General features: G+C 46.4%; 19 protein-coding genes. 16 read left to right on the plus strand and 3 right to left on the minus strand.

What is annotated here, in order from left to right:
- Positions 1 to 67 precede the first annotated feature (67 nt).
- The 11 genes from kdpB (at position 68) to FYJ84_RS02050 (ending at position 15,184) form a co-directional block, all read left to right on the plus strand.
- Positions 68 to 2,128 carry a potassium-transporting ATPase subunit KdpB gene (kdpB, locus tag FYJ84_RS02000; protein ID WP_154405630.1) on the plus strand — a complete coding sequence of 687 codons (2,061 nt, stop codon included), beginning with the start codon at positions 68 to 70 and terminating at the stop codon, positions 2,126 to 2,128.
- Positions 2,129 to 2,215: 87 nt separating this feature from the next.
- On the plus strand, positions 2,216 to 2,830 hold the full coding sequence (locus FYJ84_RS02005) for a potassium-transporting ATPase subunit C (RefSeq protein ID WP_154405632.1): 615 nt from the start codon (positions 2,216 to 2,218) through the stop codon (positions 2,828 to 2,830).
- Positions 2,831 to 2,929: 99 nt separating this feature from the next.
- Positions 2,930 to 5,617 (plus strand): sensor histidine kinase, encoded by a 2,688-nt coding sequence (locus FYJ84_RS02010; protein WP_154405634.1) that lies wholly within the window; start codon positions 2,930 to 2,932, stop codon positions 5,615 to 5,617.
- Positions 5,618 to 5,683: 66 nt separating this feature from the next.
- Positions 5,684 to 6,388, plus strand: coding sequence for a response regulator (locus FYJ84_RS02015; RefSeq protein ID WP_154405636.1), 705 nt, complete (start codon positions 5,684 to 5,686; stop codon positions 6,386 to 6,388).
- A 284-nt stretch (positions 6,389 to 6,672) separates the two neighbouring features.
- Positions 6,673 to 7,686 (plus strand): type I glyceraldehyde-3-phosphate dehydrogenase, encoded by a 1,014-nt coding sequence (gap, locus tag FYJ84_RS02020; RefSeq protein WP_154405638.1) that lies wholly within the window; start codon positions 6,673 to 6,675, stop codon positions 7,684 to 7,686.
- A gap of 151 nt (positions 7,687 to 7,837) precedes the next feature.
- Positions 7,838 to 9,031: a phosphoglycerate kinase gene (locus FYJ84_RS02025; protein WP_154405865.1), complete on the plus strand. Its 1,194-nt coding sequence runs from the start codon at positions 7,838 to 7,840 to the stop codon at positions 9,029 to 9,031.
- A gap of 39 nt (positions 9,032 to 9,070) precedes the next feature.
- The gene (tpiA, locus tag FYJ84_RS02030; RefSeq protein ID WP_154405640.1) at positions 9,071 to 9,823 is read left to right on the plus strand and encodes a triose-phosphate isomerase; all 753 of its coding nucleotides are present in this window, start codon (positions 9,071 to 9,073) and stop codon (positions 9,821 to 9,823) included.
- 104 nt (positions 9,824 to 9,927) lie between these two features.
- Complete coding sequence (gene gpmI / locus FYJ84_RS02035; protein ID WP_154405642.1) at positions 9,928 to 11,460, plus strand: 2,3-bisphosphoglycerate-independent phosphoglycerate mutase; 1,533 nt, start codon at positions 9,928 to 9,930, stop codon at positions 11,458 to 11,460.
- Positions 11,461 to 11,571: 111 nt separating this feature from the next.
- Positions 11,572 to 12,267: an iron-sulfur cluster assembly scaffold protein gene (locus FYJ84_RS02040; protein ID WP_154405644.1), complete on the plus strand. Its 696-nt coding sequence runs from the start codon at positions 11,572 to 11,574 to the stop codon at positions 12,265 to 12,267.
- A 31-nt stretch (positions 12,268 to 12,298) separates the two neighbouring features.
- Positions 12,299 to 13,300, plus strand: a complete 1,002-nt coding sequence (locus FYJ84_RS02045; protein ID WP_154405646.1) for a GGGtGRT protein — start codon at positions 12,299 to 12,301, stop codon at positions 13,298 to 13,300.
- A gap of 162 nt (positions 13,301 to 13,462) precedes the next feature.
- The gene (locus tag FYJ84_RS02050; RefSeq protein ID WP_205764051.1) at positions 13,463 to 15,184 is read left to right on the plus strand and encodes an AAA family ATPase; all 1,722 of its coding nucleotides are present in this window, start codon (positions 13,463 to 13,465) and stop codon (positions 15,182 to 15,184) included.
- 118 nt (positions 15,185 to 15,302) lie between these two features.
- On the opposite strand, the gene FYJ84_RS02055 is transcribed toward FYJ84_RS02050, so the two are convergent.
- Positions 15,303 to 15,530, minus strand: coding sequence for a hypothetical protein (locus FYJ84_RS02055; protein WP_154405648.1), 228 nt, complete (start codon positions 15,528 to 15,530; stop codon positions 15,303 to 15,305).
- A 328-nt stretch (positions 15,531 to 15,858) separates the two neighbouring features.
- Between FYJ84_RS02055 and FYJ84_RS02060 the strand changes: the two genes are divergently transcribed.
- From FYJ84_RS02060 to FYJ84_RS02070, 3 genes are all read left to right on the plus strand, one after another.
- Positions 15,859 to 16,971, plus strand: a complete 1,113-nt coding sequence (locus tag FYJ84_RS02060; protein ID WP_154405650.1) for an AAA family ATPase — start codon at positions 15,859 to 15,861, stop codon at positions 16,969 to 16,971.
- Positions 16,968 to 17,708: a DUF3226 domain-containing protein gene (locus FYJ84_RS02065; RefSeq protein ID WP_154405652.1), complete on the plus strand. Its 741-nt coding sequence runs from the start codon at positions 16,968 to 16,970 to the stop codon at positions 17,706 to 17,708. The genes FYJ84_RS02060 and FYJ84_RS02065 overlap by 4 nt, the downstream gene beginning before the upstream one ends.
- 102 nt (positions 17,709 to 17,810) lie before the next feature.
- Positions 17,811 to 18,014 (plus strand): hypothetical protein, encoded by a 204-nt coding sequence (locus tag FYJ84_RS02070; protein WP_154405654.1) that lies wholly within the window; start codon positions 17,811 to 17,813, stop codon positions 18,012 to 18,014.
- Between the two features lie 56 nt (positions 18,015 to 18,070).
- Here FYJ84_RS02070 and FYJ84_RS02075 read toward each other — a convergent pair whose 3' ends face one another.
- Both FYJ84_RS02075 and FYJ84_RS14425 read right to left on the minus strand, forming a co-directional pair.
- Positions 18,071 to 18,658 carry an Rpn family recombination-promoting nuclease/putative transposase gene (locus FYJ84_RS02075; protein ID WP_205764052.1) on the minus strand — a complete coding sequence of 196 codons (588 nt, stop codon included), beginning with the start codon at positions 18,656 to 18,658 and terminating at the stop codon, positions 18,071 to 18,073.
- Positions 18,630 to 18,788: a hypothetical protein gene (locus FYJ84_RS14425; RefSeq protein ID WP_205764053.1), complete on the minus strand. Its 159-nt coding sequence runs from the start codon at positions 18,786 to 18,788 to the stop codon at positions 18,630 to 18,632. Before FYJ84_RS14425 ends, FYJ84_RS02075 begins: the two co-directional genes overlap by 29 nt.
- A gap of 177 nt (positions 18,789 to 18,965) precedes the next feature.
- On the opposite strand from FYJ84_RS14425, the gene FYJ84_RS02080 reads away from it, so the two are divergent.
- Both FYJ84_RS02080 and FYJ84_RS02085 read left to right on the plus strand, forming a co-directional pair.
- A complete protein-coding gene (locus FYJ84_RS02080; protein ID WP_154405656.1) occupies positions 18,966 to 21,362 on the plus strand; it encodes a hypothetical protein in 2,397 nt (798 codons plus the stop codon).
- Positions 21,363 to 23,468 (plus strand): B12-binding domain-containing radical SAM protein, encoded by a 2,106-nt coding sequence (locus tag FYJ84_RS02085; protein WP_154405658.1) that lies wholly within the window; start codon positions 21,363 to 21,365, stop codon positions 23,466 to 23,468.
- Positions 23,469 to 23,474 lie beyond the last annotated feature (6 nt).

Raw genomic sequence — 23,474 nt, forward strand, 5'->3', positions numbered from 1 at the left:
CTGTGGCATAAAGCTGGCAGATATGGTGTATGATACGCTGGTTTTGGCAGGGAAAGTGATGTGATTGATGATGCGTAAAAATAATTCTTTGAGTAAAGAGATTTTTTCCAGTGCGGTGGCAGAGGCCTTCAAGAAGCTGTCTCCCGGCAAGCAGCTGGAAAATCCTGTTATGTTTTTGGTATATATGTCCTCGGTGCTGACAACCTTGCTTTTCGTGGCAGGTGCAACGGGGTTCTATGAGGATGCACCTGTATGGTTTTCCTTGGCCATAGCAGTTTTGCTGTGGTTTACGGTGCTGTTTGCCAATTTTGCGGAGGCAATTGCCGAGGGCAGGGGCAAGGCACAGGCGGATGCCCTGCGTTCAGCCAAGAAGGATGTGGATGCCTTTAGGCTCATTTCCCCTGATTATCAGGCGGAGGGAGAGGTAGTGGCAGCTTCCAGCCTCCGCCCCGGGGATTTTGTGCTGGTCAGGGCAGGGGAGCAGATTCCGGCTGATGGCGAGGTAGTTCAGGGGGCGGCCTCTGTGGATGAGTCGGCTGTAACCGGCGAATCAGCCCCTGTTATCAGGGAAAGCGGCGGTGACAGGAGTGCCGTTACCGGCGGTACGCAGGTATTGTCCGACTGGCTGGTGATACAGGTAACCAGTGAGCCGGGTAAGAGCTTTTTGGATAAGATGATTGCCATGGTGGAGGGGGCAGCCAGAAAGAAGACGCCTAACGAGCTGGCTTTGCAGATTTTCCTGGTGGCCCTGTCCATAATCTTTATTCTTGTAACTATGTCACTTTATAGCTACAAGTGGTTTGCTCAGAATGAGCTGAATGTGCATGAGGTGATTTCTGTTACCCAGCTGACGGCACTTTTGGTCTGCCTGGCACCTACTACCATTGGTGCGCTGCTGTCAGCTATCGGTATTGCCGGTATGAGCAGGCTCAATCAGGCCAATGTGCTGGCCATGAGCGGCCGTGCTATTGAGGCGGCAGGTGATGTGGATGTGCTGCTTTTGGACAAGACAGGCACGATTACCCTGGGCAATCGTCAGGCATCAGAGTTTATCCCTGTGGATGGTGCCACAGCAGAGGAGCTGGCAGATGCAGCCCAGCTGGCCTCCCTGGCAGATGAAACCCCTGAGGGGCGCAGCATTGTTCAGCTGGCCAAGGAGCAGTTCGGCATCCGTGAGCGGCAGCTGGCAGAAAACGAGGTGACCTTTGTGCCTTTTGCGGCTCAGACCCGCATGAGCGGTGCTGATATTGGCACTATGCAGATTCGCAAGGGAGCGGCTGATGCCCTGCAACGGTATATAGAAGAAAAGGGCGGCGTGTTCAGCGAGGAGTGCCGCCAGGCGGTGGACAGGGTGGCAAAGGCCGGCGGTACGCCGCTGGTAGTGGCCAGGGATGCCCGTATTTTGGGCGTTATCTACCTGAAGGATATCATCAAGGACGGTGTAAAAGACAAGTTTGCTGACCTGCGCAGAATGGGTATCAAGACGATTATGATTACCGGTGATAATCCGGTGACGGCAGCAGCAATTGCAGCCGAAGCGGGAGTGGATGATTTTCTGGCGGAGGCAACGCCGGAGGCCAAGCTGGCCATGATCAGGGATTATCAGGCAAAGGGGCACATGGTAGCCATGACAGGTGACGGTACCAATGATGCCCCGGCACTGGCACAGGCAGATGTGGCGGTTGCCATGAACACAGGCACTCAGGCCGCCAAGGAAGCAGGCAACATGGTAGATTTGGATTCGTCCCCTACCAAGCTGATAGAGATTGTCCGCATAGGAAAGCAGCTCCTGATGACCAGGGGCAGCCTGACTACTTTTAGCATTGCCAATGACCTGGCAAAGTATTTTGCCATCGTACCTGCTTTGTTTGCAGGGCTTTACCCACAGCTTAATGCTCTGAATGTCATGGGGCTGAAAAGCCCGGAGACGGCCATTTTGTCAGCGGTGGTTTATAATGCCTTCATCATTGTGGCATTGATACCACTTGCCCTGAAAGGCGTTGCCTATCGGGAAGCCTCGGCGGCATCAATGCTGCGGCACAATCTTTTGGTGTATGGCGCAGGCGGTATAATCGTGCCATTTGTGTGCATCAAGCTATTGGATATGCTTTTCGGATTATTTATTTGACCGGGGTATTTTATCAGGTTATTTGTTTGATCGGCCACCTGCTGGTGAGATTTTTCAGGGGTCTGATTTTGGAAAGAAGGATTTACGATGGAAGGGAAAAAGACAATTTTGCGGCAGTCAGTTGGCATGCTGCTGGCGTTTACGATTTTGCTGGGAGGCGTGTATACCCTGGCTATGACGGGGCTGACTCAGATGCTGTTTCCCAGGCAGGCTAATGGGAGCCTGATATATGCCGGGGATGGCAGCAGGATATGCGGCTCAGAATATCTGGCACAGCCCTTTGAGGCAAAAAATCATCTGTGGGGCAGGGTGATGAATGTAAGCGGTGATGCCTTGAGGGACAAGGACGGCAGCCCATTATTGTATGGAGGGCCGTCAAATCTCAGTCCTGCCGGTGAGGATTTCGGTAAAATGATGGCGGAAAATGTTGCCAAAATCCGGGCGGCTCACCCGGAGATGAAGGATGCGCCAATTCCTGTGGATTTGGTGACTTCTTCCGGCAGCGGGCTGGACCCGGAGATTTCTCTGGCAGCTGCTGAGTATCAGGTGCCGAGGCTGGCACGGGAAACCGGCCGCAGCCAGGCGGAAGTCCGGGAGATTATCGGCAAATGCACCTCGGGGAGGCTTCTGGGCATATTCGGTGAGCCACGGGTCAATGTGCTGAAGGTAAATCTGATGCTGGATGAACAGCTAAGTAAATAATATTTTTTGGACAGGGTGCAACATGGGGATTATTCTCATACTGCGCCCTTGCATCGTATGTAGTATAATGAGTTTATGAAAAGGCAAGGAGATGATGCTATGGACAGGGGAAGGCCGGAGGATTTTTTGCAGCAGCTAAAGGCGGCGGAGCAGGCAGATGGGCAGCCGGGCAGGGGACGGCTGAAAATATTTTTTGGCTATGCGGCAGGGGTTGGCAAGACTTATGCCATGCTGGAGGCGGCTCATGAGGCGAAAAAGGCGGGGATTGATGTGGTATGCGGCTACATTGAGCCTCATCAGCGTCCTGCTACTACTGCCTTGCTGGATGGCTTGGAAGTTCTGCCCCTGAAAAGGGGGATTTATCACGGCATTGAGCTTTCCGAGCTGGATGTGGACGGGGTGCTGGAACGCAGGCCGCGGCTGGTGCTGGTGGATGAGCTGGCACATACCAATGCAGGCTTTTGCCGTCATCAGAAGCGGATGCAGGATATAGAGGAACTGCTGCGGGCTGGTATCAATGTCTATACATCTGTCAACGTGCAGCATATTGAGAGCCTCAATGACAAGGTGGCGGCTATTACGGGGGTAATTGTCCGGGAGCGCATTCCCGATGAGATTTTTGACCGGGCTGACCAGGTGGAGCTGGTGGACATTGAGGCGGAGGAGCTTTTGGAACGGCTGCAGGCAGGCAAGATTTACCGCAACCCGGAGCAGGCAATGCAGGGATTTTTTTTCAAGGAAAACCTGACTGCCCTCAGGGAAATAGCCCTCAGGCGCATGGCGGAAAGGGTAAGCCACAGGGAAAGCAGCCGTCAGGTGCCCATAGATGAGCATATCCTGATAGGCTTGTCATCGTCACCCACCAATGCCAATGTTATCCGCACGGCAGCCCGGCTGGCAACGGCCTTCAACGGCAGGTTTACGGCACTTTTTGTGGAGCCGCCGGGGTATGCCAATATGCTGCCGGAGGACAAGGCGAGGCTGGCGGAGAATACCCGTCTGGCCCAGTCCTTGGGGGCGAAGGTGGCAACTGCCTACGGTGAGGATGTGGCATGGCAGATTGCTGAATATGTGAAGCAGGCAAAGGTGTCAAAGGTGGTGCTGGGGCGTTCCACCACGAAGAAGCCTTTTTGGTCCAGGAGCAGGACTTTTTCTGAAAGATTGATTGAACTGGTACCCCGGCTGGATATTTACGTTATACCTGACAGTAACAGCACCGAATATGTGCCGGACAGGCACCTGAAGGGCAGGCAGGAGTTTTTCGGTCAAAGGGTGAAGGATATGGCCGTTGTGGCAGCATCCCTGCTGGCGTGTACCGGGCTGGGCATGGGGCTGCGCAGCCTGGACATGAATGTGGAATCTGTGCTGCTCCTGTACATTCTGATGTCGCTGGCACCAGCCCTGCTGACAAGCAGCTGGGTGTACAGCCTGTTTGTCTCGGTCGGCAGTGTCCTTTTGTTTAATTTTATGTTTAGCGAGCCACTTTATACTTTTGAAGTGTACGATGCCGGTTACCCTGTGACTTTTGCGGTGCTTTTTATTGTGTCGCTTACGGTGGGCTTTTTGACGCGGAAGGTAAAGCGGCAGGCGGAGCTGGCATCACGCAAGGCATATAGCATGGAGATTTTGCTGGAAACTGCCAGCCTTTTGCAGCAGGCGGAGGATGTAGCAGGGATTTATCGCGTTACGGCAAAGCAGCTCAACCGCCTTCTTGACAAGCCGGTGCTGATTTATCCTCAGGATAATTTCCAGCCTGTATATGTGGAGGGGATAGACACTGATAATGGGGCTTGGGAGAAGCAGCGCATTTACGAGGAATTGACCGCTCGTGATGAGCAGGCGGTAGCGGCCTGGGTACTGCGCAATAACAAGCATGCCGGGGCAGGGACAGGTACCCTGCCGGGCTCCAAGTGCTTGTATCTGGCAATCCGCAGCGGCAGCAGGGTAATGGGTGTTGTAGGTGTCGGCCTTTACGATGCCCGGCTGGAAAGCTTTGAGAATAACATGCTGATTTCTATTTTGAGCAGCTGCGCCATGGCACTGGAAAAGGAGAGGCAGCGCACTAAGAGGCGCAATGTGGAAGTCAAGGCACGGCAGGAGGAACTCAGGAGCAGCCTGCTCAGGGGGATTTCTCACGACCTCAGGACGCCCCTGACTACCATTATGGGCAACGCGGAGCTTCTGCAGCAGGATGGCTTCGGGCTGGATGAGGCAAAGAAACAGGAAGTATGCCGGGATATTGCCGAGGATGCAGGCTGGCTCATCAGCATGGTGGAAAACTTGCTGGCGGTGACCAGGATACAGGGGGGCACCATGCAGATACGGCAGGAGCCGGAGGTATTGTCAGATATTGTGCAGGCGGCGATAAGCCACAGCGGCAAAAGGCTGGCCGCGCATCCAGTGAAGGTAGAGCTGGCAGACGAGTACATGATGGTAAAGGCGGATAGCAGGCTGATAATTCAGGTGCTGATGAATCTCCTGGACAATGCGGTTAAATATACACCGGCAGGTGGCGCTATACGGATTTCTGCGGTAGAAAAGGAAGACTGGGTGCAGATAGATGTAAGCGACTCAGGCCACGGGGTTGATGATAAGCTGAAGGCAACTATTTTTGACAGTTTTGTGACAGGTAAGGCATACCGGGCGGATTCCCGCCGGGGGCTGGGCATAGGCCTGTCCCTGTGCCGGGCGATTGTGGAGGCTCACGGAGGCAGGATAGAAGTGCTAGACAATACGCCTCAGGGGGCTGTTTTCCGCTTTACCCTGCCGCTGGTGGAGCTGGGCTAGAAGGTATCTGATGAAATTGGCATAGAATGGCGGTTTTTGTGATGGGTATAGAAAGGGGACATGGTGATGAATAAACCGGCGATATTAATCGTGGAGGATGACAAAAGCATCCGCAATCTGATAACGGTGACATTGGAAGCTGAGGGGTATCCGTTTTATGTGGCAGAAAATGCCAGGGAGGCAATCTTGGCATCTACCAGCAAGCAACCGGATATTGTGCTGCTGGATTTGGGATTGCCGGATATGGATGGTGTTGAGGTAATCAAGAAAATCCGCAGCTGGTCTGAGATGCCCATTATTATTGTCAGTGCCAGAAGTGATGACAGGGACAAGGTGGAGGCGCTGGATGCCGGTGCGGATGACTACATTACCAAGCCCTTTAGCGTGGAGGAGCTTTTGGCAAGAGTACGGGCAGTGACCAGACGGCTGAAAGCCCTGCGGAAGGCTGCAAAAGCCCCGGTGGAACCGGCAGAACGGGAACGTTATGTAGATGGGGAGCTGGAGATTGATTTTGCAGCAAAGCTTGTCAGGGTGAAGGGTGAGGAAATTCACCTGACCAATATGGAGTACAAGCTGCTGGCTGTGCTGGCGCGGAATTCAGGCAAGGTGCTGACCTATAAATACCTTTTGCGCCAGGTCTGGGGCAGTGCGCTGGAAAGTGATATGGCATCATTGAGGGTGTTTATGGTGTCCCTGCGGAAAAAGCTGGCAAAAAGCAGTGGCAGGCAGTATTTGCAGACTCATGTGGGCATAGGGTACAGGCTGATTTGACCTATGTGAAAACACTGAAAGAATTTTGCAAATATTATTTCAATCGTATTCTGCTCTATTACTTACAGTTACAAATTAATTATCCTATAATTACTGGAATTTATGAATTTACATTGACAATGAGGCCGAAATTACGGTATTATTATAGTAATCAAAGGAGGAGCGAGGCAGGTAGCATGGAGCTCTGTCGGTGTGCCGTAGCATGCCTCATTAGCGGATGGACTCCTGTGCTCACGCTGGTCTCCTGACAATTCTTTTTTAAGTTTATAGGGGGTATTTTTAACATGGCAGTTAAAGTAGCTATTAATGGTTTTGGTCGTATTGGTCGTTTGGCATTCCGTCAGATGTTCGATGCCGAGGGTTACGAAGTTGTTGCAATCAACGACCTCACCAGCCCGAAGATGTTGGCTCATCTGCTGAAGTATGACTCCTCCCAGGGCAAGTACAAGTACGCTGATGCTGTAACTGCAGGCGAGGATTCCATCACTGTAAACGGCAAGGAGATCAAGATCTATGCTTGCGCAAACGCTGCAGAGATTCCTTGGGGCAAGCACGATGTAGACGTAGTTCTCGAGTGCACCGGTTTCTACACCTCCAAGGAGAAGGCTTCTGCACATCTGACTGCAGGCGCAAAGAAGGTTGTTATCTCTGCTCCAGCAGGCAACGACCTCCCTACTATCGTTTACAACGTAAACCACACTAACCTGACTAAGGAAGACAAGGTTATCTCCGCTGCTTCCTGCACCACCAACTGCCTGGCTCCAATGGCTAAGGCTCTGAACGATCTGGCTCCTATCAAGTCCGGTATCATGGCTACTATCCATGCTTACACTGGTGACCAGATGACTCTGGACGGCCCACAGCGCAAGGGTGACCTCCGTCGTTCCCGTGCAGCTGCTGTAAACATCGTTCCTAACTCCACTGGTGCTGCAAAGGCTATCGGCCTGGTAATCCCAGAGCTGAAGGGCAAGTTGATCGGTGCTGCTCAGCGCGTTCCTACCCCTACCGGTTCCACCACTTTGCTCTTTGCTGTAGTAGATAAGGAAGTAACTGTTGATGAGGTTAATGCAGCTATGAAGGCACAGGCTACTGAGTCCTTCGGCTACAACGAGGATGAGATCGTTTCCAGCGACATCATCGGCATGAAGTACGGTTCCCTGTTCGATGCTACCCAGACTATGGTTAGCCCTATCGGCAACGGCCAGACTCAGGTTCAGGTTGTTTCCTGGTATGACAACGAGAACTCCTACACCAGCCAGATGGTTCGCACCATTAAGTACTTCGCTGAGTTGGGCTGATTTTCCGAGTTCGGTAACTCAATAACTTAAAGATCCATTGAGGTCCGGCCTTTGGCTTTCTGGAGAGAGCCAGTTTGGGCCGGGCCTCTTCTTCTTGTAAAAGAAAAGGTATTCCCCATTATTTGAGCGGAGGTAAGATTTTTTCATGAATATGAACAAGAAAACCATTAAAGACGTTGATTTGAAGGGTAAAAAGGTATTCTGCCGTGTTGACTACAATGTTCCTTTCGATGAGAACATGAACATCACCAACGATACCCGTATTCAGGCTACTGTTCCTACCGTGACCTATCTGCTGGAGCAGGGTGCTGCTGTTATTCTCGCTTGCCACATCGGCCGTCCATCTGAGGCTCGCGAGGACAAGTTCTCCACCAAGCACATTCTCAAGAGGCTTTCCGAAGTATTCAAGCAGGATGTAAAGTGGGCACCTGATTGTGTAGGTCCGGAGGCAGAGAAGGCTGCTGCTGATTTGAAGCCGGGTGAGATCCTGCTTCTTGAGAATCTCCGTTATCACAAGGAAGAAAAGAAGAATGACCCTGAGTTTGCAAAGCAGCTGGCTGCTCTGGCTGACATTGCTGTAAACGATGCTTTCGGTGTTTCTCACCGCGCTCATGCAGCCAATGTTGGCATTACCCAGTATCTGGAGTCCGTAGCAGGCTTCCTGATGGAGAAGGAGATCAACTTCATCGGCAAGACTCTGGAGGCTCCTCAGCGTCCGTTCGTTGCTATCATTGGCGGCGCGAAGGTTTCTGACAAGATCGGCGTTATTTCCAACATGATTGACAAGGTTGATACCATCATCATCGGTGGCGGTATGGCTCATACCTTCGATGCAGCCCAGGGCCTGCCTATCGGCAAATCCCTCTGCGAGAAGGACAAGTTTGAGGAGGCATTGGCTCAGCTGGACAAGGCAAAGGAGAAGGGCGTAAAGGTTGTACTGCCTGTTGACCTGACTATTGCTGACAAGTTCGGTGCTGATGCAAATACTCAGATTGTGGATGTGGACAAGGTTCCAGAGGATTGGGAGGCTCTCGACAGCGGTCCTAAGACCTCTGCTCTCTACAGCGAGGCTCTGGCTGGTGCCAAGACTGTTATCTGGAACGGTCCTATGGGAGTATTCGAGTTTGATGCTTTTGCAAAGGGTACTTTGGCTGTTGCCAAGGCTGTTGCCGAGGCTACCAAGAACGGTGCTACTTCTATCGTAGGTGGCGGTGACTCTATTGCAGCATTGAAGAAGACCGGCCTTGCTGATCAGATTTCCCACATTTCCACTGGCGGCGGTGCAACCCTCGAGTTCCTTGAGGGCAAGGTTCTGCCAGGCATTGCAGCAATCGCTGATAAGTAATTTGACATATAAATAAAAATATAGGGGGAAAAATTAATTATGGCACGTAGACCTATTATCGCTGGTAACTGGAAGATGAACAACACTATCGCAGAGGGCGTTGCCCTGATCAAGGAGCTTGCTCCATTGGTTGCAGACGTTGAGGATGTTGACGTTGTTGCCTGCCCTACTGCAACTGCCCTGGCTGCTGTTGCCGAGGCTGCAAAGGGCACCAAAATCCATGTAGGTGCTCAGAATGTTCATTGGGAGCCAAAGGGAGCTTTCACCGGCGAGATTTCTACCGGCATGCTGAACGAAATTGGCGTAGAGTATTGCGTACTCGGTCATTCCGAGCGTCGTGATTATTTTGGTGAGACTGATGAGGGCGTAAACAAGCGTGCAAAGGCTGCTTTCGCTGCCGGCATCACTCCTATCATCTGCTGCGGTGAGTCCCTGGAGATTCGCGAGGCTGGCAACTACATCGACCATGTTGTTGCTCAGATCAACGCTGCTCTTGAGGGCTTCTCCGCTGACGAGGTTGCCAAGCTGGTTATCGCTTATGAGCCAATCTGGGCTATCGGCACCGGCAAGACCGCTACCTTTGAGCAGGCAGAGGAAGTTTGCAAGGCTATCCGCGAGGCTGTAGCTGCCAAGTTCAACCAGGAAGCTGCTGATGCAATCCGCATCCAGTATGGCGGTTCTGTAAAGCCAGCTACCATCAAGGACCTCATGGCTCAGCCAAATGTTGATGGTGCATTGGTTGGCGGCGCTTCCCTGAAGGCTGCTGATTTCAGCGCAATCGTAAAGTTCTAATCAGTTTCTGATTTGAGTTTTCTTTTTGGTTTGTTATTTAGGCGGCAGGTGCCCGTCATCGGGCACCTGGCTGATTTGCGTTTTCTTTTATTGAGGTATATTTAATGGCAAAGTTAAAAAATGCTCCAGTAGCATTGATTATCATGGATGGCTACGGCAACGGCAACACTGCTGACCCGAATAATGCCATTCAGATTGCGAAGACTCCTGTTATTGATGGTCTGAAGCAGCAGTTTCCGAATACCCATATTCAGGCTTCCGGCGAGTTCGTAGGCCTGCCGGACGGTCAGATGGGCAACTCCGAGGTAGGCCATACCAATATCGGTGCAGGCAGGATTATCTATCAGGCTCTCACCCGTATTACCAAGGCTATCAAGGACGGGGATTTCTTCGAGAACAAGGCTCTCCTGAGCGTAGCCGGTGCTGCCAAGGCAAATGGCGGTGCCCTGCATCTCATGGGCCTGGTTTCCCCTGGCGGCGTACACAGCCACAGCGAGCATCTCTACGGCCTTTTGCAGTTTGCCAAGCAGCAGGGCTTTGAAAAGGTATATGTACATGCCTTTTTGGATGGCCGTGATGTTGACCCGTCTTCTGCAGCAGAGTATGTAGCTGAGCTGCAGGCAAAGATTGACGAGATCGGCTGCGGTGCGATTGCTTCCCTGTCCGGCCGTTATTATGCAATGGACCGTGACAACCGCTGGGAGCGTGTGCAGAAGGCTTATGACGCCATTGCCAAGGGCGAGGGCGTTGCAGCAGCTGATGCTGTGGAGGCTGTGAAGGCTTCCTATGCCAACGAGGTAACTGATGAGTTCGTAGTGCCTGTAGTTGTAGGCGATTACAAGGGCATCAATGAGGGTGACGGCGTGATTTTCTTCAACTTCCGTCCTGACCGTGCCCGTGAGCTGACCCATGCCTTTACTGATACTGAGTTTGCAGGCTTCCCTCGCAAGGAGGCAAAGCTTTCCTTTGCTACCATGACCCAGTATGAGGAAGGCCTGAATGTAGAGGTGGCTTATCCGCCGGAGACTATTGAGAATACCCTCGGCCAGGTTATTGCCCAGAACGGCATGACCCAGCTGCGCATTGCAGAGACCGAGAAGTACGCTCATGTTACCTTCTTCTTCAACGGTGGCGTGGAGGAGCCTTATGAGGGCGAGGATCGCATCCTGGTTCCATCCCCGAAGGTTGCTACCTATGACCTGCAGCCTGAGATGAGCGCCATCGAGGTAACTGACAAGGTAGTTGAGGCTATCAAGTCCGGCAAGTATGATTTCATTATCCTGAACTATGCAAATGGTGACATGGTAGGCCATACCGGTGTTATCGAGGCAGCTGTCAAGGCTGTGGAGACTGTGGATACCTGCGTAGGCAGGTTCGTGGAGGCTATCCGCGAGATGGGCGGCGATGTCTGCATCACTGCTGACCACGGCAACGCTGACCAGATGGTGGACCCTGAAACCGGGGCACCGTTTACAGCTCATACTACCAATCCTGTTCCATTCATCGTGGTATCCGACCGTGTAGGCTGGATTGCTTCTGATGGTGCATTGTGTGATATTGCACCGACTCTGCTGACTCTGGCAGGCATGGAAATTCCTGCTGAGATGACCGGCAAGAGCCTGGTAAAGGTTAAGTGATTATCCCTGCTACGTTTTGTGCAGGGTGATAGCCGCAAGGCGGGCAGGGATTCTTCCCTGCCTGTCCTGAGGGCTGGTGTATTATAAAATTAGTGAAGAGAGGAATACGAAATGATTTATTATGATAAGCATGTTGAAGACATGACTTGCATTGCAAAAGAAGTAAACCATGGTCCTGCCCCAATCCCTGAGGAGGGCAAGTGGGTTCAGTCCAAGGAGATTAAGGACATCAGCGGCCTGACTCATGGTATCGGCTGGTGCGCTCCTCAGCAGGGCGGCTGCAAGCTCACCCTGAACGTTAAGGAAGGCATCATCGAGGAAGCTCTGGTTGAGACCATCGGCTGCTCCGGCATGACTCATTCCGCTGCTATGGCTGCTGAGATTCTGCCAGGCAAGACCATTCTTGAGGCTCTGAACACTGACCTGGTTTGCGATGCCATCAACACTGCTATGCGTGAGCTGTTCCTGCAGATTGTATACGGCCGTACCCAGACTGCATTCTCTGATGACGGCCTGCCTGTAGGCGCAGGTCTGGATGACCTGGGCAAGGGCCTCCGCAGCCAGGTTGGTACTCTGTATTCCACCAAGCTCAAGGGTCCTCGTTACCTCGAATTGGCAGAGGGTTATGTTACTAGGATGGCTATTGACAGCGAAGACCGCGTAATCGGTTATGAAGTTGTTCAGCTGGGCAAGGCTATGGAGGCTATTAAGGCCGGCACTGATGCCAATGAGGCAATCAAGGCTAACACCTCCACCAAGGGCCGCTTCGCTGAGGCTGCTCGCTACATCGATCCTCGTAAGGAATAATTTGAGATAATAGGAAGGACTGAAATAGAAAATGGCATTATTTGAAGGCTATGAGCGCCGTATTGACGGTATCAACGAAGTTTGTAAGAAATACGACATTCCATCTATTGAGGCAGCTGCAGACATCTGCAAGGAGAAGGGCTTTGACCCTGCTGCTATCGTAACTGATCTGCAGCCAATCTGCTTCGAGAACGCAAAGTGGGCTTATACCCTGGGCGCTGCTATCGCTATCAAGAAGGGCTGCACCACTGCTGTAGAGGCTGCCAAGGCTATCGGCGAAGGCCTGCAGGCTTTCTGCGTACCTGGTTCCGTTGCTGACCACCGCAAGGTAGGTCTTGGTCACGGCAACCTGGCTGCAATGCTGCTCTCCGAGGAGAATACCTGCTTCGCATTCCTGGCTGGCCACGAGTCCTTTGCTGCTGCTGAGGGTGCTATCGGTATCGCTCAGACTGCAAACAAGGTTCGCAAGGAGCCTCTCCGCGTAATCCTGAACGGCCTGGGCAAGGACGCTGCTCAGATTATCTCCCGTATCAACGGCTTTACCTATGTTCAGACCCAGTACAACTACAAGACCGGCGAGGTGGAGGAGGTTAAGCGCGTAGCTTACTCCGATGGCCCTCGTGCCAAGGTAAACTGCTATGGTGCTGACTCCGTGCCAGAGGGTGTTGCTATCATGCACAAGGAGGATGTTGGTATTTCCATTACCGGTAACTCCACCAACCCTACCCGCTTCCAGCATCCAGTAGCTGGTACCTACAAGAAGGAGCGCATCGAGCAGGGCAAGAAGTACTTCTCCGTAGCTTCCGGCGGCGGCACCGGCCGTACCCTGCATCCGGATAACATGGCTGCCGGCCCTGCTTCCTATGGTATGACCGATACTCTCGGCCGTATGCATGGTGATGCCCAGTTCGCTGGTTCCTCCTCCGTACCTGCCCATGTAGACATGATGGGCCTCATCGGTGCCGGCAACAACCCTATGGTTGGTATGTCCGTTGCTGTTGCAGTTGCTGTACAGGAGGCAATGGCAAAATAATTTAGCCCTTGGCTGAGTTATGGTCATTTGACTTGATATGAATGAAGGCTGCTCCCCGGCTTTGCCGGGGGGCGGTTTTTTATTATTAGCTATGCAGGCTGTTTTGTAGTATAATCGGTATTAGAATGGAAGTGTTGTTGATTTAGCGTATACAATGCAGGCATGTATAAACAGTTGCAGGAAGGGCGGTGCAGCATGACCAGGGCAATAGCAGTTGGCGAGCAGGATTTTGTAAAGATACGGGAAAACAATTATTTTTATATTGACAAAACAAGGTTTATTGCCGATTGGTGGAAAGGTGCGGACAATACCACGGCTATCATGCGGCCACGGCGTTTTGGCAAGACCTTGAATATGAGCATGATGGAGGCATTTTTTTCCTTGGACTATCAGGGCATGGGTGAGGAATTGTTTGGAGGTCTTGAGGTTTGGCAGGATGAGGATATGCGCAGGCTGCAGGGCACATACCCGGTGATTTTCATCAGCTTTGCTGTGGTCAAAGCTGATAATTATGGGGAAACTATGCAGTGGATTAAGCGGATTTTTGCTGAGGCGGCGGCCAAGTTTGAATTTTTGCTATCCAGTGAAAAGGTTTCGGAGTATAATCGCCAGGCCTTGCGCCGCATCCAGGAAGGGATGGATAATGTTACTGCCGCAGGGGTGCTTAATCTGCTGTGTACATGCCTGCAGCAGCATTATGGCAAAAAAGCGATTATTCTGCTGGATGAGTATGATACTCCTATGCATGAGGCCTTTGCCGGGGGCTATTGGTCTGAGCTGTCAGGCTTTATGCGGCATTTTTTCAATGCTACCTTCAAGACAAATCGCAATCTGGAACGTGCCCTGATGACAGGCATTACCAGGGTGGCAAAGGAATCAATTTTTTCCGATTTAAATCATCTGGTGATTGTTACCGTGCAGTCCGAGGACTATGCTGATGCCTTTGGCTTTACGGAGCAGGAAGTGTTTGTTGCCATGGATGAGTACGGGCTGGCGGATAAGGATATTGTGAAGCAGTGGTATGACGGGTTTACTATTGGCAGACACCATGATATATATAATCCCTGGTCAATCATCAATTATCTGGACAGGAAGGGCAGGCTGGAATGTTATTGGGCAAACAGCAGCGGCAATGGTTTGGTAAGCCAGCTGCTGCAGTCCGGCTCGGTGGAATTGAAGACGCAGTTTGAGGTGCTGCTGCAGGGTGGCAGCCTTGAGGCAGAGGTGGAGGACCAGATTGTCTTTGGGGATTTAAACGGCAGCATCATTGCTGTCTGGTCACTGCTTTTAGCCAGTGGCTATCTCACCAGGGACACGGCTGAAATGCTGGAGGAAGGGCGTTTTATCTGCCAGCTGCGGATTACCAACAAAGAAACTAAAATTATGTTTGAAAGAATGGTGAGCAGGTGGTTTAGGCATAGCGAAGGTGACTATAATGGGTTTATCAGGGCACTGCTGGAGGATAATATTGATGCTATGGAAGATTATATAAATGGTGTTGCGTTGTATACCTTCAGTAGCTTTGATACAGGTGGAAAAAACAGGCGTCAAGAGCCGGAAAGATTTTATCATGGTTTTGTGCTGGGGCTGATGGTAGATTTAAAGGACAGATATGTGATTAGCTCCAATCGTGAAAGCGGCTATGGCAGGTATGATGTTATGCTGGAACCGAAAAATGCATCAGATAATGCTGTTATTATTGAATTTAAAGCGTTTAATGCGCGCAGAGAAAAATCCCTGGAGGAAACAGTTCACTCTGCCCTGCGGCAGATAGAGGACAAGCAATACGCCGCAGCTTTAGTTGCCAAGGGTATTGCCAGTGAGCGCATCAGGAAGTATGGCTTTGCCTTTGAGGGGAAAAAGGTTTTGATTGGCAGCTGCTGAGCATTTTGCAGTTAGCAGGGCTAAGTGTATATTTTAGATATTCATTTTGTCTGCAAAAAAATAACAGCACACATTGACAAAACAGTAGTCAGTGTGTGCTGCTTTACTGCACGTGAAGTTATTGTAATGCAAGCCTCTTAAAATCAGCCTCGGTCATGTCAGCCTCATCAGCAGCCTCTTTTATAGATAACTTGTTCAGTTTTACCAGTTTTGTCAGTATTGATAGCCGTCCCTCGGCACGTCCTTCAGCACGTCCTTCGGCACGTCCTTCAGCACGTCCTTCAGCATGTCCCATAGCCCGTGCTTCTGCCCTGTTGCGTTCAATTATCTCGCACATTTCGTTCACCTGCACCACCTCCAACTCAACTATATTATATCACAAAACATTTGCATGAAAAGTACAAGATAATATTCAGGATTATCATGATTGGCTAAAAAATGTATATAGAAGATGTGTAATGCTATACTAAATTGTAACGTTAGTGGCTAATGCCATGCGTGAGAAAATCCAGATGATGATTTGGTGGCAGCATAGCGAGGAGCCGTGGAAAGTATGGGAATATTGTGATATAATTGCGACAGGAAATATTCGTGTATGTGTGTTAGTGAGTGATGAGTTTGGATATTATTAGAGAAAACTTTGTCAATGAATTGGATAGTGTGGTGATTTTGTTATGACTATGGGAAGCGCAATAAATCCTGTTGCAAATATTCACATTAAGCATTGCAATATTGGAGCGTATAAAGGGTTACAAAATATAGAGCTAAGAGATTTGAATGTTATAAATGTGTTGACAGGCAATAATAATAGCGGGAAAACCAGTATTTTAGAGTTGCTAGAGACATTGGAAGATCCTGAGAATATATATAGATGGTACGCAGGAGTCAGATTTTGGAATGCAAGGTATAGGAGTTCACAAGTATTTGATGGGATTAGATTGCTATTTCCAATAGACTCTCAGGAATATAAAATATTATATTCATTTATGGAAGCTAGTGGAGATGAACACTCAATAGAATTGCATGCGGATATTGAAGAAAGAAAATTTTCGTCTGAACAAATTTATCAGATAAACAAAAAATATGGCATATTTCCAGATGAGTCTGACAGTGGCTATATAATAGACGGAAAATGTATGAATCTTACATCTAGCATAGATGGGAAACAGAATGATACAGTTACCATATATGATTTTCAGGGTGATCTTTTGAGGCGGATTGTTGAAAAAAAGATTGTATTTTTTAAAACGCTGTATCTTTCTACTGTAGCTCATGTATCGCATAGGTTTTCCTTGTCAGATATATTAAGAGATGCTGAGATGCATCAGTCATTAGTGGATTTATTAAAAATTTTTGATGCGAACATAAAGAATATAACTATTATTAATGAGCGGCCTGTAGAGTATGGTTTTGTGTTGGATAATTGTAACGAGGCAATCCCGATATCATCTTTTGGTGATGGTATGAAAAAGACTATCATTCTGGCGGCGTATTTACTTCAAGCTAAAGATGGGATTTTGTTAGTTGATGAATTTGAGACAGCTATTCATACATCCGCAATGGATGAGGTTTTTGCCTGGATGGCGGAGGCGGCTTTGAGGTTGAATGTACAGATTTTCATGACATCTCATAGTGAGGAAGCTATCAATAAGCTATTGCGTATCGGGTATAAGGAATATATCAATGTATATACATTGTATAAGCATGAAGGTATTAATTATGTCAGGCGATTGGCTGGCGAAGAGGCAATACATGCCACTGATACATTGAGGTTGGATTTGCGATGATTAATAGTATCATATTGTGTGAAGGTTCTACAGACTTTGCTTTGTTGCAGTATTATATGCGCAAGGTAAATTGTTGGGAGGATACGAAAGCACAGCATAATGTAATAAAATTTGACAGTCAAAAGTCAAGGTTATTTGTTAAAGAAAATAAGCAGTTGACTATAGCATCTATGGGAGGCTGTAGCCGGATAGAGGCGTCTGTAGGTATTGTCCTTGAACGTAATTTTAATACATCGCCTCGGCAGGAGGATGCGTATCACAATATTGTAATTTTAACTGATAGAGATGAAGCTTGCACGGAAGCGGAGATCATAGCATCGGTTGGTAGGGCACTGGACAAATATGAGGTGGAATTTACAAATCTGTGTTGCAACAGGTGGGTAGACTGTCATATGATCAGTAATATTGGTGCAAATGTGGTATTTAGAATTTTGCTATTGGTAATACCGTTTACAACTGAAGGTGCGATTGAAACCTTTTTGTTGGAAGCCATTGCAGATAAGGATGAATATGACAAACAAATTATTAACCAAACAAATAGCTTTGTGGAGCAAATAGATGAGGAACGGCGTTACTTAAATGCGAGGCGAACAATTACCAAAGCAAAGTTTGATGTGTATTTCTCGATAAGGACACCGGTAGAGCAATTTGGTGAACGACAAAAAATATTAATAAATGTACCTTGGGAAGACTATCCTAAAATACAACGGGATTTTAGGTTGTTGGGTGATTTGTAGAAGTTGTAACAGGGGCTACGGGCTTTACGCTGTGCTGCCCAATTTAAAGCAGTGCACAGATAAACTGGTTTACATACCTTATTATGTATGTGGTGAGACTACATGCATAATATGTGCCGGACCCCTGGCATTGTCAATGCGGATTATGTGATTGTGCAGGATGAGAATATCAAGGCACAGTTTGAACAGCATGATCCTGATGGCAAGCCACTGGAGGGGAAATTCCTGGCCATTGGCTCTCCGAAGTTTGATAAGGTGCTTACATGGAGGCTACTTTCCGTTCCATGTTTTATTAGCAAAAAATAACAGCCCACACCGGCAATCTATTTGTCAGTGTGGGCTGTTTTGTCACATGTAGCGTATTACTGCAACGCCAGCTTCGTAAAATCGGCTTCGGTCATGTCAGCCTCATCAGCAGCCTCTTTTATAGATAACTTGTTCAGTTTTACCAGTTTTGTCAGTATTGATAGCCGTCCCTCGGCACGTCCTTCGGCACGTCCTTCGGCACGCCCTTCAGCATGTCCCATAGCCCGTGCTTCCGCCCTGTTGCGTTCAATTATCTCGCACATTTCGTTCACCCCTTCTTCGGTAGTTTTGAATATCCGTTTTCGTTCCGATGTAGCAGGAAATTCATCGTCATAATAGTTATTGTCAACTAAAACCTTCATCAGTCTGGCAACATCGGAGGCATCATCGACTTCTGCATTGATATAAATTTCCTGAGTGCCATTATATACTGTTTGTCCGGTTTCTTTGATAATGCGTTCTACATGATAGATAGCTTTGCCTTGCTTGAAAACATCAAACTTGGAAATAAAGACAGAAATCACATCAGGGATGTCGCGGAATTTTGCTCCTGGATCAACAATATTGGCTGTCAGTAGCGATGAATTATAACGCACCCTTCTCTGATGGTCGTCATCATCTGCTTTTTGCACTTCTATATGCACAATCTTTCCAGATGCCAGGCGGCACTTTTTCCTGACAAAAATCCAGTTTTTCTGCCATTTTGATGAAAAGTGCATCGTCTATTGGATTAAGCTTCATAGCGTCAGCACGTATTTTTGCATTGTAGCCCATTGCACCACCTCCAATTCAACTATATTATATCATAAAAACATTTGTATGAAAAGTACAAGATAATATTCAGGATTATCAGGCCGTGTTTCTTATGCTTAATTTTTTCGCATGTTGTTTCGATAAAATAACTGACAACGTTTACAACAAAATGCAATGGTAGAGAGGGTGCATTCACCCATGCTAAATAGACAACAGCGTGATGAGCTGGTAGCAAGCCTGCAAAGCGTAGAGGAGCTTTGGGAGACTGCTGCCGGCATTGATGCGGTACAAAACAACATAATAATAGAGATTTTACGAGTAGCGGATGATGCCTGCAAGGAGGGGTTATCCGCTACTCGTTGTGTTTTTTATCGGGAATTATTTCAGGTGCTGATGGATATCCTGGAGCCTCAGGTGTGGCAGAATTTATCTGCAGATGAGCAGGCAGAATCCAAAAGGCTGGGATTGGAGGTCTTGAACTGCGCCATAGATGTCTTGCAGCATGAAAAAGAAATAAAAAAAGAAATAGTATTTTTGCCTTATAAGGCTTCCATGTGGGACAGCCTGGAAAGTGTCTGGCAGGCTGCCTATGCTGACAAGGAACATTGCAATGCCTATGTAGTGCCAATACCTTATGCTGACCGCAAGCCGGATATGACAGTTGCGGAATGGCACTGCGAAGCAGATATGTTTCCTGACTATGTGCCAGTGCTGGACTGGCAGGAATACACGCTGGAAAAACTGAATGCCATGCGGCCTGATGTAATATTTATTCACAATCCTTATGATGACTGCAACAGGGTGACTTCTGTGGAGCCGCAGTATTATTCGCATAACTTGAAGCAGTGTACAGATAAGCTGGTATATATACCGTACTATGTCTGTGGAGAGATGACGTCTTCACACTTATGCCAGGCACCAGGTATTGTCAATGCGGATTATGTGATTGTGCAGGATGAGAATATCAAGGCACAGTTTGAGCAGCATTATCCTGATGGAACGCCACCAGAGGGGAAATTTTTAGCACTGGGCTCACCAAAATTTGACAAGGTGCTTGCAAGCAAAAAAGAAGATTTTACCTTGCCTGAGTCGTGGCAGCGCATTGTTAAAGGCAAAAAGGTTGTGCTGTACAATACAAGTCTGGGTGCTGCGCTGGATAACAGTGATATGGTGTGCAAGAAGCTGCGTTATGTGTTTGATGTTTTCAAAAACAGGCAGGATGTTGCTCTGTGGTGGCGCCCGCATCCATTGATGGAGGCTACATTCCGTTCCATGCGCCCGGAACATTATGCTGAGTATGAGCAGATTGTGGCGGAGTATAAGCAGGCTGGCTGGGGGATATATGATGATACGTCTGAGCTACATAGGGCGATTGCGTACAGTGATTGCTATTATGGGGATAGAAGTTCGGTTGTAGATTTGTATAAAGTTACTGGGAAATCTATTATGATAGAGTGCTATTGGCTTATAAATAAGCATTGTAGTAGATTGCCAAACAAAAGTATAAGTTTTTTAGATGCTTTTTGGAATGATGAAAAAATATATTTTTATAATAATAATAACAGGTGTTTAAGTAGTTACAATTTTCATAATGGGCTGGAAGAGTTTTTTGCTATGCTATCATTTGATGAGAGCATTATTAGAATCATTGAGCATGATTTGCGAGTGTATTTTGTTGCTCAGAATGTTCCAGCTGTTTACGAATATAATATTTATGACAAGAAATACAGATGTTATTTACGTGATGGACATATGAGACATAATTATTATCCTGTTAAGTATGGTGATTGTATATTTTTATTTGATATGTCAGTTTCAAAAAAATCATATTGTTTTGATTTACGCACAAAACAATATTCAGAAATTGAGTTTTTACATGAAAATAAATTGATAGAATATAAAGTCCTGACAGTAAGTGATGCTTATGGTGATATGGTTGCTATTGCTTTCGATAAGGTAAATATTTTTTTATATAATTTACGGGAAAAAAGATGCTTTTTCAAATACAAAGTAAAAGGTGCTGAGATTTTTGCGTTATCCTTAGATGCGAGTCATGTTTGGTATACGACTTGTAACGAAGATTGTTTAGTAGATTTAGATTTATTAACTAATAATGAAAACAAAATTAATTTTGGTGGGGAAGCAAAAGAACCATATTCAAGATTATATAATACAAAAGATTTTTTGATATTATTGCCGAGATACAATAAGAACATTGTAGTTATAAATAAAAATAAAAATGTGGTAAGACAATATAGGATAACTGATAGTGATAACATGCCAATGCGGTCTGCTTCTATTATGTATGGTGGAATGCTAGTTGGCAATAATTTTTATATTTATCCTTATGCGTTACCATATATGTATGTTATTGATTTAGAAAAAGAGACTATAGAAACAAAAGAATTTTTTATAAATTATCAAGATATTAAACAAAGATGGGACATGCCTAATGCTGATAATATAGTTTACGTAGAAGAGTATATTTCGTTCGAGCTCTTTATAGCTAATGTAAAAAATCACGAAGTGTTTAGGGCATTGAAAAGTATATGTGGTAAGAATGTTTATAGTAAGTGTGTGCAAGGAGTGTTTTAGATGATGGTAGTATATATTAACAGTTATGTGGAATTAAAAAAACAGATCTCTAAAAAGACTAAATATATAATATATGGGGCAGGAAAGATGGGGAGGCTCTTATTTAGTTTTATGCATACAAATGATATAGATAATGAGTTAACTTGTTTTTTAGAAACACAACATAGTAATGATTATGAGTTATTTGCGAAAAAAGTATATAGTCTTGCAACAATACCTAAAGAGTATTTGGGGGGAGAATATTCGGTTATAATTGCAACATCAGAAGACAACCATGAAAGTATGCTGAATGCTATACAGAAATTTGACTTTGGGGGCATATATTGCTTAAAAAATAATTTTTTTAAGGAAATAGCTATAGAGCTAAGACGAGAAAAATATAAATATTGGAATGATAGATTACAAAAAAATGTAGAAAGAATAACTGATACATCTAAAGAAAACGGTGTCTTATTAATTACGCCACCATATTGGGATGTGTATGCTCCTTTCAGTGCAGTGCCGTCTTTAGTGGCTGCTATGAAGCAAAAATTTGTGGAAGTAGAACAGCTTGATTTGGGAATAGAATGTTTTCATGTGGCTATTAGAGAGTTTTGGGGAGAGATAGCACAACGTTTTATAAGTGAAAGATATTATGATATGGTTGTGTCTCAATATCATTATAATCCATATAATACATATGAAGATTACAAAAAAGACGTTTGGTTCTTTAGCCAAGACAGCTTTCCATTTAGAGAAATCAAACAGCGAAGTTGTGATTTTAATAAAATTCAGTTGGGGGTATTAACTGCATTTTATGATGAGATATTAAATATGGAATCATCATTTATAGATTTTGATTCGGTTAAAAGTATTATTGACGATGAAGACAACTTTCTGTGTTCAAATCTGTTTGAAACTATATTGCAGGAAAAGATATGGAAAAGGCTAACGCAAAAACGATGTTTGTATGGAATTTCTGTAACTAGTGTCGGTCAGTTTTTGCCTGCGTGCAAAATAGCAAAGTTGATCAAAAGAATTCATAAAGGTGCAAAAGTTGTTATTGGTGGAAGTTGTGTAGACGTTTTCTTGAGGAGTGATTGTTGCTGTAAAATTGATTTGCATAGGTATTTTGATTATGTAATTGTGGGTGAAGGTGAATCGGCTTTATGTAGTTTATATGATTATTCTAATAATGTGAGCAAAGGCATAGAGCTTGATATAATGGATATTCCTAATTTAGCGTTTATAGATGCGAATAACATTGTTAAGTATACAACTAGTGTTTTGGAAGATGTTGAGGGGTTGTCTGTAGCAGATTATGATGATTTAGATTTGGATATGTATGTGTCACCTAAATTAATTCTTCCATATCAGGCATCTAGGGGATGTCATTATGGGTATTGTGCATTTTGTAATCATGATGAAAAATATAGACATAATTACAGACCTAAGACAGCTAAAAAAATAGTAGAAGATCTAGTGCTTTTGAAAAAAAAATATGGTGTTACTGATATTCAATTTGTAGATGAAGCTATACGTCCAGATCAGTTTGAGAAGATGGTATATGAAATGGCTGCTAATCTTGAATTCAAGCATATAAATTGGATTTATTATTCTCGTGTAAGCTTGGAGTATAACAAAGATATGCTAAAAAAGGCATATGCAAATGGTTGCCGTATGGTAATGTTTGGAATAGAAACGTTTAATCAGAGATTATTGAATTTTATCAAAAAAGGTATTAACAGTGAGGCATCGAAATACTGCATAAAACTGTTTCATGAGAATAAAATAAAAGTGTATGCGTGGATGTTATGCAATTTACCATCAGAGACATTGGATGAATTATGCGATGATATAGATGAAGTGAAGAATCAAATGAAATATTTGGATGCAGTGGCTCCTGGTATTTTTAGATTGGAAAAGAATACAGATATGTATAATAATTATTCCAAGTACAATATTTTATCTATAGATAATGCATGTAAAGAAAGATTTGTCTCACATAATAATGGTGAAATCATAGATCAAGATGGCATCAAAAATTGTTTTCAAGGACGATATGTACCGTTAATAAGCAAGTACTTTTTTTCGTGCAATAGATACGATGTTTATTTTTCCAAATGAGGTGTT

It is taken from the genome of Anaerovibrio slackiae, assembly GCF_009695585.1.
GTDB lineage: Bacteria > Bacillota > Negativicutes > Selenomonadales > Selenomonadaceae > Anaerovibrio > Anaerovibrio slackiae.

Coding starts and splice junctions, on each gene's coding strand:
- FYJ84_RS02040 (WP_154405644.1), top strand. CDS start 11,572: ATGATTTATTATGATAAGCATGTTGAAGACATGACTTGCATTGCAAAA.
- FYJ84_RS02005 (WP_154405632.1), top strand. CDS start 2,216: ATGGAAGGGAAAAAGACAATTTTGCGGCAGTCAGTTGGCATGCTGCTG.
- gpmI (WP_154405642.1), top strand. CDS start 9,928: ATGGCAAAGTTAAAAAATGCTCCAGTAGCATTGATTATCATGGATGGC.
- FYJ84_RS02045 (WP_154405646.1), top strand. CDS start 12,299: ATGGCATTATTTGAAGGCTATGAGCGCCGTATTGACGGTATCAACGAA.
- FYJ84_RS02050 (WP_205764051.1), top strand. CDS start 13,463: ATGTATAAACAGTTGCAGGAAGGGCGGTGCAGCATGACCAGGGCAATA.
- FYJ84_RS02070 (WP_154405654.1), top strand. CDS start 17,811: ATGCATAATATGTGCCGGACCCCTGGCATTGTCAATGCGGATTATGTG.
- FYJ84_RS02065 (WP_154405652.1), top strand. CDS start 16,968: ATGATTAATAGTATCATATTGTGTGAAGGTTCTACAGACTTTGCTTTG.
- FYJ84_RS02010 (WP_154405634.1), top strand. CDS start 2,930: ATGGACAGGGGAAGGCCGGAGGATTTTTTGCAGCAGCTAAAGGCGGCG.
- FYJ84_RS14425 (WP_205764053.1), bottom strand. CDS start 18,788: ATGGGCTACAATGCAAAAATACGTGCTGACGCTATGAAGCTTAATCCA.
- FYJ84_RS02080 (WP_154405656.1), top strand. CDS start 18,966: ATGCTAAATAGACAACAGCGTGATGAGCTGGTAGCAAGCCTGCAAAGC.
- FYJ84_RS02015 (WP_154405636.1), top strand. CDS start 5,684: ATGAATAAACCGGCGATATTAATCGTGGAGGATGACAAAAGCATCCGC.
- gap (WP_154405638.1), top strand. CDS start 6,673: ATGGCAGTTAAAGTAGCTATTAATGGTTTTGGTCGTATTGGTCGTTTG.
- kdpB (WP_154405630.1), top strand. CDS start 68: ATGATGCGTAAAAATAATTCTTTGAGTAAAGAGATTTTTTCCAGTGCG.
- FYJ84_RS02060 (WP_154405650.1), top strand. CDS start 15,859: ATGACTATGGGAAGCGCAATAAATCCTGTTGCAAATATTCACATTAAG.
- tpiA (WP_154405640.1), top strand. CDS start 9,071: ATGGCACGTAGACCTATTATCGCTGGTAACTGGAAGATGAACAACACT.
- FYJ84_RS02085 (WP_154405658.1), top strand. CDS start 21,363: ATGATGGTAGTATATATTAACAGTTATGTGGAATTAAAAAAACAGATC.
- FYJ84_RS02025 (WP_154405865.1), top strand. CDS start 7,838: ATGAACAAGAAAACCATTAAAGACGTTGATTTGAAGGGTAAAAAGGTA.